The sequence below is a fragment of the Sphingomonas sp. genome (assembly GCF_035317925.1).
Classification (GTDB): domain Bacteria; phylum Pseudomonadota; class Alphaproteobacteria; order Sphingomonadales; family Sphingomonadaceae; genus Sphingomonas_I.
In genome coordinates, this window is the sequence record NZ_DATHFV010000132.1 from 15,547 (window position 1) to 32,084 (window position 16,538).

Annotated in this window: 12 protein-coding genes; 5 read left to right on the forward strand and 7 right to left on the reverse strand. The window is 63.9% G+C overall.

Annotated elements, in window-relative coordinates; genetic code table 11:
* Nucleotides 1–112: 112 nt before the first annotated feature.
* A complete protein-coding gene (locus tag VK533_RS09825; RefSeq protein WP_324376917.1) occupies nucleotides 113–1,063 on the forward strand; it encodes a YncE family protein in 951 nt (316 codons plus the stop codon).
* 381 nt (nucleotides 1,064–1,444) lie between these two features.
* Entirely contained in the window at nucleotides 1,445–3,850 is a 2,406-nt protein-coding gene (locus VK533_RS09830; protein ID WP_324376919.1) for a TonB-dependent receptor, read from the forward strand.
* A gap of 91 nt (nucleotides 3,851–3,941) precedes the next feature.
* Here the strand turns inward: VK533_RS09830 and VK533_RS09835 are convergent, their stop codons facing one another.
* Nucleotides 3,942–5,510 (reverse strand): tetratricopeptide repeat-containing sulfotransferase family protein, encoded by a 1,569-nt coding sequence (locus tag VK533_RS09835; protein WP_324376921.1) that lies wholly within the window; start codon nucleotides 5,508–5,510, stop codon nucleotides 3,942–3,944.
* 386 nt (nucleotides 5,511–5,896) lie between these two features.
* Between VK533_RS09835 and VK533_RS09840 the strand changes: the two genes are divergently transcribed.
* Nucleotides 5,897–6,214: a 2Fe-2S iron-sulfur cluster-binding protein gene (locus tag VK533_RS09840; RefSeq protein WP_324376923.1), complete on the forward strand. Its 318-nt coding sequence runs from the start codon at nucleotides 5,897–5,899 to the stop codon at nucleotides 6,212–6,214.
* Nucleotides 6,215–6,943: 729 nt separating this feature from the next.
* Here VK533_RS09840 and tpiA read toward each other — a convergent pair.
* Nucleotides 6,944–7,675 carry a triose-phosphate isomerase gene (gene tpiA, locus VK533_RS09845; protein WP_324376925.1) on the reverse strand — a complete coding sequence of 244 codons (732 nt, stop codon included), beginning with the start codon at nucleotides 7,673–7,675 and terminating at the stop codon, nucleotides 6,944–6,946.
* Complete coding sequence (locus VK533_RS09850; RefSeq protein WP_324376928.1) at nucleotides 7,672–8,934, reverse strand: phosphatidylinositol-specific phospholipase C1-like protein; 1,263 nt, start codon at nucleotides 8,932–8,934, stop codon at nucleotides 7,672–7,674. The genes tpiA and VK533_RS09850 overlap by 4 nt, the downstream gene beginning before the upstream one ends.
* Before the next feature lie 113 nt (nucleotides 8,935–9,047).
* On the opposite strand from VK533_RS09850, the gene VK533_RS09855 reads away from it, so the two are divergent.
* The gene (locus VK533_RS09855; protein ID WP_324376930.1) at nucleotides 9,048–10,661 is read left to right on the forward strand and encodes an alpha-L-fucosidase; all 1,614 of its coding nucleotides are present in this window, start codon (nucleotides 9,048–9,050) and stop codon (nucleotides 10,659–10,661) included.
* 245 nt (nucleotides 10,662–10,906) lie between these two features.
* Nucleotides 10,907–12,172 carry an alpha-galactosidase gene (locus VK533_RS09860; RefSeq protein WP_324376932.1) on the forward strand — a complete coding sequence of 422 codons (1,266 nt, stop codon included), beginning with the start codon at nucleotides 10,907–10,909 and terminating at the stop codon, nucleotides 12,170–12,172.
* A 101-nt stretch (nucleotides 12,173–12,273) separates the two neighbouring features.
* On the opposite strand, the gene iolB is transcribed toward VK533_RS09860, so the two are convergent.
* The 4 genes from iolB to VK533_RS09880 form a co-directional block, all read right to left on the reverse strand.
* Nucleotides 12,274–13,071, reverse strand: coding sequence for a 5-deoxy-glucuronate isomerase (gene iolB, locus VK533_RS09865; protein ID WP_324376934.1), 798 nt, complete (start codon nucleotides 13,069–13,071; stop codon nucleotides 12,274–12,276).
* The gene (iolE, locus tag VK533_RS09870; protein WP_324376935.1) at nucleotides 13,068–13,961 is read right to left on the reverse strand and encodes a myo-inosose-2 dehydratase; all 894 of its coding nucleotides are present in this window, start codon (nucleotides 13,959–13,961) and stop codon (nucleotides 13,068–13,070) included. The genes iolB and iolE overlap by 4 nt, the downstream gene beginning before the upstream one ends.
* Nucleotides 13,958–15,784, reverse strand: coding sequence for a 3D-(3,5/4)-trihydroxycyclohexane-1,2-dione acylhydrolase (decyclizing) (gene iolD / locus VK533_RS09875; RefSeq protein ID WP_324376937.1), 1,827 nt, complete (start codon nucleotides 15,782–15,784; stop codon nucleotides 13,958–13,960). Before iolD ends, iolE begins: the two co-directional genes overlap by 4 nt.
* Nucleotides 15,785–15,795: 11 nt before the next feature.
* Nucleotides 15,796–16,538, reverse strand: a 743-nt coding sequence (locus VK533_RS09880; RefSeq protein ID WP_324376939.1) for a 2-deoxy-5-keto-D-gluconate 6-phosphate aldolase domain-containing protein, incomplete at its 5' end; no start/stop codon positions are given.

Sequence of the window (16,538 nt, forward strand, 5' to 3'; positions counted from 1 at the left end):
CACGCAGCCTATCGCCCAGTGGCGCGCCCTAGGGCGTTTGACGTATCGGCGGGCGCGGGGATCGCCAGCAGGCTCGTTGCCTTCCATCGATCGAGGCCGGAGTAACATGCAGATGCAGCGCATTTTCCTATCCCAGAAGCTGATTGCCACGATGATGGCTGCTGCACTGGCCACCGCTGCTTCGGCCGCGTCCACATCGCTCCCCCACGAGGAGCAGACGCAGGTCGTGCCGGGCTTCGCGGACTTCCTCGTGGTCGACGGCAACAGCGTGTGGGCGACCAACAAGGGCCGGGTCGAGCGCTGGTCGCAACAGGGCAAGCAAGCCGAAGTGGCTATGACGCGGCCGTGCGGCGGGATGGCCGTGGCGGAAGGCTCGCTCTGGGTCGCCGACTGCAAAGACGGCACGCTCAACCGGATCGATTTGCAGGCCGCCAAGCTGACCGTCGCTATCCCGACGGGGGTCGCCAACCCAAGGGGCGAGACCAACGTCGTGGCGGGCGCCGGATCGATCTGGATTCCCAATGCTGCGACCCGAACGATCCAACGGGTCGACCCCGGCGACAATAGGGTCGTCGCGTCGATCCCGGTCGTAGGCGGGACCTTTTATCTTGCCTTCGGGCTCGGCGCGCTCTGGGCGGTCAGCAGCGACAATCAATTGCTGCAGCAGATCGACCCCGCGACCAACACCGTGGTGAAGCGGGTCGTTTTGGGCAAGCAGCCGGGCTTCCTTGCCGCCGGCGAAGGCGCAGTGTGGGTGCAGGAGCAAGGTGACGGCACGCTCGCACGGATCGACCCGACCACGGCCAAGGTGACCGGCCGCGTCAAAGTGGGCGCGGATCTGAAATATGGTGACATCGACGTAGGCAACGGCGCGGTCTGGTTGCGCACGACCGCCGACCAGACCTTCGCCATGATCGATGCCAAGAGCATGGCGATCGTCGGGCGTCTTGGCCCGGCGGCGGGCAGCGGCGCGCTGCGCTTTGCGGGTACGGGTTTGTGGACGACGGCCCACGATGTGCACACGCTCTCGTGGTGGAGCCTGGCGCCCAAAGCGAAGGACTAAGCCGCCTCACGAGGCTGACTTTCGCGGCCGCCGGCTGTCGGTCTGCCGGTAGCGTCGATGACCGATAACGCCCCCGAATCGGAATCGCCGCGGGTCGGATTCCTTGGTGCCAGCGTCGGAAGCCCTGTCTTTTCAGTATTACGAACTGTGTGTTTCGTGCCACGCCGGGCATCAAAAGGTCCGGTCGGGATCGACATAGGCCGATGGCCTAAGAGGGGTAGGACGGTTCGATCGGGGGCGGTCCGAAACGGTACGTCAAACGCCCCATGGCGACGAAGTCGGTTTAACCAAAGCTTAAGCCCAAGCACGTGCCGACAGACGCACGGCGAATGGAGATGGAGCCACCTGAAAAGCGATGGGCTATGTTTCAAGGGGGCTAGGGTGGCACGATCTCTTTCACGCACGGCGCTGCTCGGCGCGACGTTTCTCGCAGGGTTTTCGACGTTTCAGGCGGTAGCGCAGACCGAGCCGAAGCCCGACCAGACGGCGCAAGCGGATAGCAGCAACGAAATCGTGGTCACCGGCAGCCGCCGGCGCGTGACGCTGCAAGACGCTCCGATCAATATTTCCGCAGTCAGTTCCGAGCAGATTGAGCGTGAGCATATCAACGATGTGCGCGATCTTGCGGCGTTCACGCCCGGCCTGACCATCTCGGACACCGGTCCAGCTTCGACCGGGACGATCGTGCTGCGTGGCCTCAATGCGTCGGACACCGATTCCGGCGGCGCCAGCTATGCCAATTCGCTCGGTGTCTATCTGGGCGAAGTTCCGCTCTACTACGACTTCAAGCTGGTCGATATCGCACGCGTGGAAACGTTGCTCGGGCCGCAGGGAACGCTTTACGGGCTCGGTACGCTGGCCGGCGCGATCCGATACATCCCCAATCGTCCCAACGTGACCGATGTCGAAGGAGAGGTGCACGGCCGCTTCTATGGCAAGAGCCATGGCAGCAAGCCCGGCTATCAGGGCGACGGCGTCATCAACATCCCGATCGTCAGGGACCATATCGCGTTCCGCACGGCGACGGGCTATTATTACGATCCCGGCTTCATCGATTATCCACTGTTGGTTCAGACGCCCGGCGTGTCGCTGCCGCAGCCAAGCGGGACGGATAGCGTGACCCCCGCCGCCTATGCGGCGAACCTGACCAAGCGCAAGGATCTCAATTTCGAGAAGACCATCACCACGCGCAACCAGTTGCTGTTCCAGACCAGTGAAGATCTGAAGGTCGATTTCACCTACGCCTACCAGCAAACCAAGACGGACGGTGGTCAGTATAACAGCAACGGTGTGCTCGGGACGGGCAAATATGAAAGCGCGGCTCGCTACGCCGAACCGACGAACCGCCATGCGCAGCTCGGAAGCATGGAAATCAATGCGAACCTCTTCAACATCGCCGATCTCGTGGCGACGACCGCCTACACCAGCGTCAAGACGAGCACGAAGGGCGACAATACCGACCTGCTGCTCGATCTCGACTATGACTATGAGCTGTTTCCGGCCTTCACGAGCTGGAACGAGAGCGTTAGCCGCCGCACGCAGTTCAACCAGGAAGTCCGCTTGGTCTCGCGCCATGGCGGTCCGTTCAACTGGGTTCTCGGCGGCTTTTACAACGATCAGAAGCTGAAGCGCGATTATGCCGAGCATGTCCCCGGCCATCCCTGGGTCGATCTGCCCACCAATCCCGACGAGCTCGAATATGTCTCTTACACCAGGTCGAAGGTGACCGAGAAGGCGATCTTCGGCGAGGGCACGTTCAAGGTGACCCCGAAATGGCAGGTGACCGCCGGCGCGCGCTATTTCAAATACACCTCGGCGATCAAGGGCGCGGCAACGCTGCCGCTGCTTGGCCAGCCGCTCAGCCCCTATGATCTGCCCGTGAACGGCGGCAAGGCGGCGAAGGACGGCTGGGTGTGGAAGTTCAACTCCTCCTACAACTTCACGCACGACCTGATGGTCTACGCCACCTATAGCAAGGGCTATCGCATCGGCGGCCCGAACACCGTCGCGCCGTGCCAGCTTCCGTTGCCGCCTGGGCAGAACATCTGCGCGCTGCCGGACGAAATCCAGTACGGACCGGACACGACCAAGAATATCGAGGTCGGTTTCCGCACACAGTTGTTCGAACGTAAGCTGTCATTCAACTTCGATGTCTTCCACATCGATTGGAATGGGATCCAGGTTGCCTCCGCCACCGTAAACGGCGCGACCGGGATCACAGTGAACGGTGGCAAGGCCAGGTCGCAAGGATTCGAAGGCACGTTCCAGTTGAAGCCCGTTCCCCAGCTGTCGATCCAGGGTAGCTATTCCTATACGGACGCCAAGCTGACCGAGGACGTGCCGGGAATTCTCACCATCCGCGAGACGCCGGGGGACTATTCCAACCGTTTCATCCAGCTCGATGCGCTGGATGGCGACCGACTTCCGGGTTCCGCGAAGAATAGCGGCAGCCTGGGCGCGACCTACACCATCCCGATGATGAAGGGGAATTTCGAGGCCAACTGGACCGCGATCTATCGCGGGAGCGTCGTTACGCGCCTCGGCTGGGAGCGTAGCTACGGCGATAAGCTGTCCAGCTACGTGACGAACCGCGCATCGTTGACCTACGACACCGACAAGTACAGCATCAGCCTGTTTTCGGACAACATCTTCGACAAATATGCGGTGGTTTCGGTCGGCGGGGACCGGTCGCGCATCGGCATCAACGACGGTGTGGTCGTGCGCTTCTACCAGCGTACGGTCATGAACCCGCGCACCTTCGGAATCGAGGCGCGGTTCAAATATTGATCTGAGGCAATGGGCGAGGCGCTATTCCGGAAGGGATAGCGCCTCGATCTTTTCGGGGTCAGCCGGTCGAACTGGCAGGCGGCGACATACCTTATCCGACCGCGATGCCTTGCGCCTTCAGCCAGGCCCGCGCCGGCTCCAGCGCCTCTTCATGCGCGCGCCATTTGCCCACCGAATCGGCGTTGATCGGCCGTCGCACTTGCGCCGCACTGGGCGTCGCCACCGCGGCCACATTCTCATGAAACGACAGACAGGCATCATCCCACGCAAGGCCGCAATGGTCGAGCAGCCGCCGCGTCTGCTTTTCCTGGTCGGCGACCAAAGCTTCGTAGGATAGCTGCAGCACGCGCCCCGGCCACAGGCTTTCCCATAATGCCATCAACCGGTCGAAGCGGGCATAATAACGCGCCGTGTCCATCAGGTCGTAGGAATAAGCGTAATAAGCGGACTGGCTGGCGAACAGATTCTTATAGTTGCTCCAGATCGTATCCATCGGATTACGGCGCAGGCAGACGATCCTGGCATTGGGCAAGGCGCGGGCAATGTGGCCGACATATAGGAAGTTGGCGGGCAACTTGTCCGTAAACCGGGCCTTGCCGTTCGTCCGGTGATGGCCGGCGCGCGCCAGATAGGCGTGGCCGATCGCGGCGGGATCGACCTCGCCGCTCGCCGCTATCGTCGCCGGATCGATCACCAGGCGTGACGGCGTGCCGGCCAGTTGCTTGACCGCGAGCGGCATGGCCTGAAGCTCTCCCGCCGACTCGACGTCATGATGGGACGACAGGATGCGATCGACCAGAGTGGTCCCCGTACGCGGCATGCCCACCACGAATATCGGTGCGGTATCGGCATGGTCCGCGCCGCCGGCAACGGAGGCTGCGCCGCTGCCGAACCGCGCCTCGATCGCGTCGAATATCGCGGCATCCTGCGCGAAATCGTAGCCGATCGTGCGTTTATGCGCGGCATTGGCGGCGGAAAGGTGCCGAAAGGCTTCGGCCGCATCGCCGATATCTTCCAGCTCCTTTGCCAAAGCATATTGGATGCGCAGCGCGTCAGCGGGCTTGCGCGCCTCGGCCAGCGCCGCCTCCAGCCTCGGTACATGATTGGCCTGCGTGGTCTGTCGCGCGAGAATGGCCAGCGCATAATGGACGCGCGCATTGCCGGCATCCTGGGTCAGGATCATCTCATAATGCGCGCGTGCTTCGTCGACCTGGCCGACGAAGCCTTTGGCTGCCGCCAGATTGTAGCGATATTCCAGATTGTCGGGCTCGGCGGCGACCGCCGCAGTGAAAGGGGTGATCGACGCTTCGTGATCGCCGAGCCGGGCCAGCACGCACCCGATCGTATCGAGTGTCAGCCCGTCGCTCGGCGACAGCTTTATTGCCGCGCGCGCGGCGTCCGCGGCGGGACCATCCCGGCGTGACAGGATGAGCAATTTGGCCAGCTGCGCCAGATGTTCCGCCCGCGGCCCCCGTTCCACTGCCGCTTCGACCAGCGGGATCGCCTTCGAAATCTGGCCCGCCTCGGCCGCCGCCATTCCCAGCAGGAAGAACCCCGTCGGGTGCTGCGGGCTGGCAATTGTGAGTTCCCTGGCGGCCGCGACCGCGGCAGGCAGGTCACCACGCTTGAGCGCTGCCCTTGCCTGGCTTTCCAAGGTCACGCGGGTGCCGAGGGCAAAGTGTTGGGCGCCCCGCGCCGAAGGATGAATAAGGGCATCAAGGAACTCTGGGCTTCAGGAAACGGCAACTCGAAATCGCGCCGACACTGGCACAGTTTCGAGAGAGAAGCGATTTTGGGCAACCTTGCTTAGCCCTTCCGGCCACGGCCGTGGCACTGTCTATCAATGCAATGCTTCGACGCTAGTGGCCATACTTATAATTACGGCCGGCACCGAGCGGCTGCAGAGTGAAGCCGGTCGCGCATCATCCGCAAAGGCAGCTGAAACCCAAACCGGCGGGTGCGCCCAGACAGATCGTGATTAATAGTATCCGCCCTCCCCATCGCGGCCCCTTTCGGTGTGCCGGTGGACATCGTCAGGACAAATGCATGCCGAATATCATCGTTACCAGCCGCGCCGGACAACAGATCACGCTTGAGGCTCAGGCGGGCATGACTGTCATGGAGATCATCCGGGATGCCAGCATCGACGATCCGTTCGCCTTGTGCGGCGGCGCCTGCTCCTGCGCCACGTGTCACGTGTACGTCGATCCGGCCTTCACGGATCGGATGCCGGCCATAACCGAGGACGAAAGCGAACTGCTCGACAGCTCGGACCATCGCCAGGCAAACTCGCGCTTGTCCTGTCAAATCCCGTTCGACCAGGCGCTGGACGGGCTTGCGGTCGAAATCGCGCCCGAGGCCTGAGGTAAGATACCACTAAATGCTGAAATCGCTGGTGACCCCTACGAGAATCGAACTCGTGTTTTCGCCGTGAGAGGACCGAGCTGTAGATATTTCAAACGTCCTCGGACGATCTCGGACTATTTGAAAATAAAGCATTTTCGAGAAACTTAGTCCTGGCCGTCCGCGTTGGTTGGGGTATGCATATTCGAGAAAACACCGTCAATTCTCGAGTTTGCTATGGGCCGTTCGCTCAAAGACATACGCTTGCAGGACCGCACCGTCAGGGCCCGGCTCCAACCTAGACAGCACCCTTATTGGCGCGGGATTTCGACCGGCTTCCACCTCGGTTATTGCCGTGAGAAGCGGGTCGGAACGTGGGTGGCGCGACCGCGATGCGGAAGCGCCATTGCTCGAGCATTGGCGTCTGAAGCAGATCGGGCCAGTCAAATGGGAGAAGACCGGGCGCGGGCCATGGGTTTCAGCGTCCGAGATGACCCGCAAGTGGAGTACGATGGTGTATGCGCCTGGCCTTGGCCGGGACCATCCTGTATTCGCTAAGGCATTGCTCCATCGTCCGCGCGCTGACGAAATGACCTACCCATCCGTCTTGTCGCTGCACTGCATGACAGCCATTATTCCCGATGGATTTCTGACCACATGGACGAGCTCGCTTCGACAGCCGTTGTTTCGTTTGGATGACCGGTTCTGGCGACCGGCGGTAATGAATCGCGGTCTAGCGAACCCGCTAGCTTATCTCGCGGCAGCCGCCACGATCGGGATAAACGTTGCGGCTTCCAAACTTGCACCTCCCACCAGCACGCCGTCTACCTCAGATATTGCGAGTATGGTCTCGGCATTAGCTGCTGTGACCGAGCCTCCGTAAAGGACATTCACGTCCCAGTCCCCAAGCCTTCGCCGAATCGCGCAATGCATAGACGCGATTTGCTCAGGTGAAGGCGTTTGCGCTGCACCGATGGCCCAGAGGGGCTCATAAGCGACGAATGTCGAGTCTGCGGCCGCGTTGCGAGGAAACGAATTTCCGAGCTGAGTCAGCACCGCGTGCTCAGCTTGACCCGCCTGTCTCTGCGATGCGCTTTCACCGACACAGAGGAACACGCCAAGTCTCGCATCTATTGCCGCCTCCGCCTTGGCGCGCACAATCGCATCCGTCTCGAAATGTTCGGCCCTGCGCTCGCTATGACCAACAATAGCCCAGGACGCCCCACTCTCACGCAGCATGGCAGCCGACACATCGCCGGTATGCGCGCCTCCCGCCGCCGCATGACAATCCTGGGCGCCGATCGCCAATGCGGAACAGGACCTCGACGCACGCTCGATCATCGTGAAGGGCAGGCACAGAACAACATCCACCTTTCGATGTGCGCGGGCAGCCGCATCGATTGCGTCAAGCTCAGCAAGGTGAGCCTGGCTGCCCCACATCTTCCAATTGCCGACGATCCGTCTGCGGCGCGATGGGATCATCGATCGATGGCCTGCCGGTCCGGTACGACGACGGGATTTTGTTCTCCCAGCCGCCAATCCTTATCCGTCACCCGTTCAACCGGTAGACCGGCGCAACGCGCATCGGTGCGCAACGGATTGCAAAGTGCCGCCTGACGATTGGGCAGGCGCACGCTGAACCCGCCGGGAAAGCGGTGGTCCGGCCAGATATAATCGGTCGAAACCGCCTGCGCGCCGCTACGCAGCGCGGCGTCGCGATGCGCGGCGTCGTTGGCGCGTGCCTGCCACGTGTCGACGTCTGCGCGCGTGCGCACCAGGAACCCGGCGCGGACGTCCCGCGCGATCTGCGCGGCGTTCCCGATCGGATCGTTGAGCGTGCGATAGGCGGCGGCGGGGGAATTCTCGTCGATATTGACGAACATCACGCGCCCTTCGAGCGAGTGCCGCCGGCCGCGGTAGGCCGCCACCTTGGGCTGATCTTCGTCGAGCGCGAACAGGATATGCCCGCGGGCATCGCCGAGTTTCGGCCAATTCCCGTGCAGCACCGCGTCGCGCAGCGTCGGATAAGAGCCCTGCACGTCGTCCGGGGTGACCAGCTTGGATGCCGGAAGCACGCTGCGCACTTCGCGGTCGAAGGCGTCGAACGCGCGCTGGTCGAAGGTCAGCAACGGCACGCCGCCCGGGACCGCCACGCCGTCCTTGGCGTTGATCAGGATCAGGATCGGCACATGCCGGGGATGCGCATCCGACCAGCGCCGCACGATCGTGAGGCAAGCCTTGAGCGTCACGCAGGTCGACCGGAAATCCAGATCGGGCACGTGCATGACCTTGAAGCCCGGCCGGATCATCGCGCGGGTCCAGAGGGGGTCGAGCCTGTCATGCGCCTGGCCGGCGATCTGCGGATGGGCATAGCGCCCGCCCCTCGGATCATAGACCACGTCGATCTCGATCTCGCGCACACCGGCGTCGAGCTGCTGGTCGAGCGGCTTGTGCGCATAATCGCGCGCCATCACGCCCCTGGCGTCAGCTTTCGCGGCGACCGCATAATCGCTCCGCGGAATGGCGCGCTTGTAGCTGTTGTGCGTCCCCACCACGGACAGGTCGTTGAGCCGCAGATTGGCATCCATCCAACGTTCCGCACAGCCCGGGCCGGCCGCCGCCGCGGTGCCGGCGGTCAGCCGGCATGCCTGCCGGGCGATCCGCTCCGCGCCCGCGGCGGCGGGCACCGCCAGGACGGTAGCGAGCGACCAAAGGCACAATGGCAGCACACGGATCGGCATGGCTTATTTCCCTGCTGGAACGTCGCGCCATCGCCGCGCCGCCTGTTTAAATATGATTTATTTATTTATTAGTGAACAAAGTTCGTGTTAGGTCAGCGCTCGGGGAGAGAAAAATGCTGTCGAGACGCCGCTTCATCGGCACCGCTGCCGCATCGTCGATCGCCGCGCCCGTGGCGCGGGCTGCCGGGCCGATCGGATCGGACTGGCAATCGCTGACGCAGGCCTATCGCACGCCCGACTGGTTTCGCGACGCCAAGTTCGGGATCTGGGCGCATTGGAGCGCGCAATGCGTGCCCGAGAGGGGCGACTGGTACGGCCGTAAAATGTATATCGAGGGAGACCCGACCTCCGATTTTCACCGGAAGACGTACGGTCATCCCAGCCGCTTCGGATTCATGGAGATCGACAATCTCTGGAAGGCCGAACATTGGGAGCCGGAACGGCTGATCGATCTCTACAAAAAGGCTGGCGCGCGCTATTTCGTCAGCCTCGCCTGTCATCACGACAACCTCGACACGTTCGACAGCGCGCACCAGCCGTGGAACACACTGCGGGTCGGGCCGAAACGCGACATCGTCGGCACATGGGAAAAGGCCGCGCGCAACGCCGGCCTGCGCTTCGGCGTCAGCAACCATGCCGCGCACAGCTGGCATTGGTGGCAGACCGCCTACGGCTACGACACGCAGGGCGCCAAGGCGGACGTCCGCTACGATGCGTGGCGGCTGCGCAAGGAAGACGGCACCGGAACATGGTGGGAGGGGCTCGACCCGCAGGACCTCTACAACGGACGCTTCATGGTTGCGCCCGATGGTATCCGATCGCCCGCAGCGATGAATGCCTGGCATGACGCACGCGACAATCGCTGGATAGAATATGGACCGCCCGGCGCGGCCGGCCGCGCCTTCGTCGCCAAATGGCTCGCCCGGCAGAAAGACCTGGTCGCGAAATATCGCCCCGACTTCATCTATCTCGACAATTACGGCCTGCCATTCGGCGAGGCCGGGATCGAGGCGGTCGCGGACTATTACAACCAGGCGATCGCATGGCATGGCGCCCCCGACGTCGCGATCACCGCCGACGGGCTGACCGCTTATCAAAGCCACGGGGTGGTCAATAATGTCGAGCGGGGCTTTGCCGACGATATCAGGCCGCAGCCCTGGCAGACCTGCACCTGCATCGGCGACTGGCATTATGACCGGCTCATCTTCGAGCGGCATGGCTACAAGACCGCCAAGCAGGTTATCCAGCGGCTGTGCGACGTCGTTTCCAAGAACGGCAATCTGCTGGTCAGCATTCCGATGCGCGGCGACGGCACGATCGACAGCGATGAGGAAGCGATCATCGCCGATATCGCACGCTGGTTCGCGCTGAACGGCGCCGGCATCTACGGCACGCGGCCGTGGCGCGTCTTCGGCGAAGGTCCCAACGTCCCGCCGAAGGGGAACGTGACCGAAACGGTCATCAAACCCTATACGGCGGAGGATGTCCGCATCACGACCGATCGAGGCGGACTCAATCTTTTCCTGCTCGACTGGCCGATCGGCGAAGCGCGCGTCGCCTGCCTGGGCCTGCGCGGCACCTCGGGCGGCGTGATCGAACGCGTGACGCTGAACGGCGGCCCGATCGAATTCACGCAAAATGAGGATGTCCTGCGCGTGACACTGCCGCCGGCCACCGAAGGGCGGTTCGTGCCGTGGCTTCGGCTTGAGGGCCGTGGATTGGCGTGACGCGGGCCACCTCTGCAACTCCCCGGTCTTAATTTTCCACATTATAATATACATTCTATTAGTCGATGAAATAGAAAATATGGAGCACGCCTGATCCGTGCGCAGAGGGCATCGTGGCGCCAGCAGCCCGAAAAAATTGCAAATATGCTCAGTGCTGGAATGATAATTCCAAATTTGGCGGCTCACGGCATTGCATGAAACGGCTGCGGTGATATTATATGACTTATAAATCCGGGGAGATGAGGATGACCGAGGGAAACCCGTCCGCAATGTCGGACATCGGAAAGAGGACCGCGTATTTCCACAGCGCGATTCGTATGATGCTGATGGTGATTGCCGCGCTGCTGTTGCCGGTCGAGGCGATGGCGGATGACAGCGTCGATCTGAATCGGTTGCCACCCTCGCTCGACCCCGCCCGCACCGTGAACGGGCTCGCGCAGACGCCGCCGATGGGCTGGAACAGCTGGAACAAGTTCGGCTGCGACATCAACGAAAATGTCATCCGCGGCGCGGCCGACGCGATGGCCAGTTCGGGCATGAAGCAGGCCGGCTACCAATATATCGTGATCGACGATTGCTGGCACGGTCCGCGCAATGCCGACGGCTTCATCACGGCGGACCCGGAACGCTTTCCGTCGGGTATCAAGGCGCTGGCCGACTATGTCCATTCCAAGGGGCTGAAGTTCGGCATCTATTCGGATGCGGGCACGATGACCTGCGCCAAGCGGCCGGGCAGCCACGGCCACGAATATCAGGACGCGATCCAATATGCGCGCTGGGGCGTCGACTATCTGAAATATGACTGGTGCTACACCGGCACGCGCAATGCCGAGGAAGCCTATGCGGTGATGGCGGACGCGCTGCGCGCAACCGGCCGCGATATCATGTTCTCGCTGTGCGAATGGGGCAGCAACAAGCCGTGGCTGTGGGCCGCCAGGATCGGCAATCTGTGGCGTACGACCGGCGACATTTCCGATCGCTGGGACGGCAATTGGAGCATGCTCCACAATGCCGACGAGAATGAGAAATTATGGTCCTATGCCGGGCCGGGGCACTGGAACGATCCCGACATGCTCGAGGTCGGCAACGGCAAGATGACCGACACCGAATATCGGTCGCACTTCTCGCTGTGGGCGATGATGGCGTCGCCGCTGATCGCGGGCAACGATCTCAGCGCGATGAGCGAAGCGACCAAGGCGATCCTGATGAACGCCGACGTGATCGCGGTCGATCAGGACAAGCTCGGCATCCAGGGCCATCGCGTCGCCAAGGACGGCGATTCCGAAGTGTGGGTGAAACCACTGGCCGGTGGCGCCCGCGCGGTGCTGCTGTTCAACCGCGGCAGCAAGCCGGCGCATATCGCGTTCAACTGGGAACAGCTCGGTTATCCGGCACACATCAAGGCGGCGGTGCGCGATCTGTGGGCGCATCGCGACCTCAAGCCCATCGCCGGCCAATATGCCGCCGATGTCGAGCCGCACGGCGTGGTGATGCTGCGTATCGCAGGGTGAGACTGGCCGCGGCGGCTTCGGTCCACCGCGGCAACCATGACGGATCATCTGGCGGGAGCGCGCTGCGCTTCCGCCATTTTCATATCGGCCGTTGTCGGAGTTCAGATGCGTGCGATCCAGTCGTGCGCGGGATCGTTGCGGAACACCCAGTTGCGGCGGGGTCCGGCCATCACGTTCAGATAATAGAGGTCGTAGCCATGCGGCGCGCCGACCGGATGATAACCGCGCGGCACCATCACCACATCGCCATCCTCGACCGCCATCGTCTCATCGACCGAACGATCGTCGGTATAGACGCGCTGGAAGGCGAAGCCTTGCGGCGGCGAGAGGCGGTGATAGTAAGTTTCCTCGAGGAAGGTCTCTTCCGGAAACGCGTCGCGATCATGCTTGTGCGGCGGATAGCTCGACCAGTGGCCGCCGGGCGTGATCACCTCGACCACCAGCAGGCTTTCCGCCTCGGCGGTGTCGGGCAGGATGTTGCGGACGTGGCGCGTGTTGGTGCCCTTGCCGCGCACTTCCTGGCCGACATCCTCCGGCGCGATCAGCCTGACTGTCCCCTTGCCGGTGCCGGGCGCGGTGCAGATCGCGATTTCGACATCGCTGCGGCCGGTGACGCGATAGGCACGTCCGGCGGGCACGTAGAGCGAGGTTGCCGGGCCGTCGAACACGCTGGCGCGGTCGCCGAGTGCGGTGAAGCTTTCCCCATCCGCCTCGATATCGGCCTGGCCGGTCAGGACGACGACGCAGGCCTCGCGCCCTTCCGCCCCGCCGGCAAAGGATTCGCCGGCTGCGAGCCGCACGACGCGAAAACCGACATACCGCCAGCCTGCACTTTCCGGCGTCACCTCCAGCACGGTGCCATCGGGTGCGGGCGCATGCGAACTGAGCTTGAGCGTCATGCCGTCAGCCCCGTTTGCCGTGCGAGACGCTGCAACGTGTCCAGGCCGAGCTGGCTGTAGGTGCGCGGATCGGCGAGCGCCGGATCCTGTTCCGCCTCGATCACGATCCAGCCGCGATAGTGCATCTCAGCAAGGCCGCGCAGGAAAGGCGCATAATCATAGTCGCCGTCGCCCGGCGCGGTGAACATGCCCGCGACGACACCGTCGAGGAAGCTACGCCCCTCGTCGCGCGTGCGGCGATGGATCGGGCGGCGCACGTCCTTGCAATGGACATGCACAATCCGCTCGGGGTGGCGCCGGACGAGGTCCAGCGGATCGATCCCGCCATACAGCGCGTGACCGGTATCGAGCACCAGCCCGACCCGCGCGTCGGTTGCCGACAGGAACAGCTCCAGATCCTGCTCGGTCTCGACCACCGTGCCGAGATGGTGATGGTAAGCCAGCCGCACGCCCTGATCGGCGAGATAGGCGGCCACCTGGTTCATCCGCCGCCCGAACTCGGCCCAGTCGCCTGGCGCGAGGCGGGGCGGGCGGTCGAGGCGGCTCGCGCGGTCGCCATGCACCGCATTGCTGGTTTCGGCGATGACGAAAACGTCGCTGCCCATTGCCTTGAGCAAAGTCAGATGATCGGCGAGCGCGGCAATCTCCTCCTCGGCGGTGCGGACGAGCAGGTTGCTGCTGTACCAGCCGCCGATGATGTCCAGCCCGTGCCGCTGCATGATCGCCTGCAGCACGGCCGGGTCGCGCGGGAATTTTCCGCCCAGTTCGACACCCTCGAATCCGATCGCCTTGATGTCGTCGAGGATGGAATCGAGCGGCGTGTCGCCGCCCAGCTCTGGCATGTCGTCATTGGCCCAGGCGATCGGGCTCACACCCCAACGGATACTCATCTGCGGCTCCAGTCGATCTTCTGTTCATAGTCCGCGCGCGCGACGCGCACTTCGGGCCGCGCCGAAACCTCGGGCACGGCCACATCCCACCAATGACCGCCGGCTTCGGTGGTCGAGCGGGGGTCGGTTTCGATCGCGATCAGATAGGGGCCGGTCGCAGCCTTGGCGCGGGCCAGCGCCGCCTCCAGCCCGGCGATCCCGACGACCGCCTCGGCCTCGGCGCCCAGGCTGCGCGCATGGGCGGCGAAATCGATCACCGGCAAAGCTGTGTGGCGGCTATCGGCGAGCAGATTGTTGAAGGGCCGCCCGCCGGTCGCCTGCTGCAATCGGTTGATGCAGCCATAGCCGCGATTGTCGAGCAGGATGACCGTCAGCTTCACGCGCAGCATCGCGGCGGTCGCCAGCTCGGAATTGAGCATCAGATAGCTGCCGTCGCCGACCATCACGATCACGTCGCGATCGAGCATCGCCAGCTTGGCGCCGAGCCCGCCGGCAATCTCGTAACCCATGCACGAAAAGCCATATTCGAGATGATAGCCGCCGGGCCGGTGCGTGCGCCAAAGCTTGTGCAATTCGCCCGGCAGCCCCCCGGCCGCGCACAGCACCACCGCATCCTCGCCCGCCTGCCGCCAGACCGCGCCGATCACCGCAGCGTCGCCCGGCAAATCCGTACCGCGATCCGCGGTCGCGCGATCCCACTCCGCATTCCAGCTTGCCAGGGCCGTATCGTTCGCCTCGCGCCAGGCCGGCGGCACCCGCCAACCGCCGAGCGCGGTATCGACCGCCTCGATCACGACGCGCGCATCGCCCAGCACCGGATCGGCGCGATGCTTGCCCGCGTCGAGCAAACCGACATTGACTTGGAACAGGCGCGCCTGGGGGAAGAGCGTGCGCGAACCGGTGGTGAAATCCTGCAGCCGCGTGCCGATACCGATCACCAGATCCGCCTCGCGGGCCGCGCGATTGGCGGCCTCGGTGCCGGTGACGCCGATCGATCCCAGCAACTGGGAATGATCCCACCGCAGCGACCCCTTGCCCGCCTGCGTCTCCGCGACGGGCAGGCCGGTGCGCTTGGCCAAAGCGGCGAGTGCCTGTTCGGCATAGCTGTAGAGCACGCCGCCGCCCGCGATCAGCAGCGGACGTTCGGCAACCTGAATCGCCGCGATCAGGCTGGCCAGTTCTCGTTCGTCGGGGCGCTGGCGGCGGAGCGGCCAGACGCGGCGCTCGAAAAAGCCGTCGGGATAATCGAAGGCCTCGGCCTGCACGTCCTGGCACAAGGCCAGAGTAACCGGGCCGCACGCGGCGGGATCGGTCAGCACCGCCATCGCGCGCGGCAGCGCGTCGATGACCTGCTCGGGCCGCGTGATCCGGTCGAAATAGCGCGAGACCGGGCGGAAACAGTCGTTGGCGCTAACGGTACCGTCGGCGAAATCCTCGACCTGCTGCAGCACCGGATCGGGTCGGCGGCTGGCATAGACATCGCCCGGCAGGAACAGCACGGGCAACCGGTTGACGTGTGCCAGCGCGGCAGCGGTGACCATGTTGGTCGCGCCCGGCCCGATCGAACTGGTGCAGGCCATCGCGCGGGTCCGGCGCGACGCCTTGGCGAAGGCGATGGCGGCATGCGCCATGCCCTGTTCGTTATGCGCGCGATAGGTCGGCAGGCTGTCGGGCGCGTCGGCGAGCGCTTCGCCCATGCCCGCGACATTGCCGTGCCCGAAGATCGCCCAGACGCCCGCGAAGAAGGGCAGCTCGCCGCCGTCGATGGCGACGTGCTGCGCCGCTATCCAGCGCACCAGCGCCTGTGCCATGGTAAGCCGCATCACTCTTCCCTTCAGGCCGTCGCGCGTTCAGCGCGCATACGCCGCCAGGCCTTGACCAGGGTATCGAAATTGGCGGCGAGATGCGCGACCGCCTGATCGTCGTCGATCGTTCCGGCCAGCCAGTCGACCGCGACATCGTGGAAGATGGTGCGGCCGACCGCGAAACCCTTGACCACGCGGAAGGAAGCGGCGGTGGCGAAGGCGGCGAGCAACTCTTCCTCGGGCGCCGACAGGCCGAGCAGCAGCACGCCCCGGCAATTGGGATCGTGCCGCTCGATCGCCTGTTCGATATTGGCCCAGGCGGCGGGATCGTCGCTCGGCTCCAGCTTCCACCAGTCGGGATAGACGCCGAGCGAGTAGAAATGATCGATCACGCGCGCGATCGTGGTCGCGTCGATCGGGCCATGGCGCGAGGCGATCACTTCCAACAGCAATTCCCGCCGGGTCGCGCGACAGGCGTCAGCCAGGCGCAAGACTTGCCGGTCCTGCGCCTCGCGCAGCTCCTGCGGATCGTCGGGATGATAGAAGACCAGGCATTTGGCGACATGCCCAACCGGCCAGGCGCGCAACGTCACGCCGACATCGGCCGAGCCTTCGAACGCGAGCGGGCGCGAGCCCGGATCCTCGATCGGCCGGCCGATCCAATAGGGCCGCTCCGCCGCGGCCTCGAGCGCGCGCGCGCCGAAGCGGTCGTCGAGCAGGATGCCGAAATTGTCGCCGCTGGCAGCCAGCCGGTCGATCGCGCGCAGCGCCA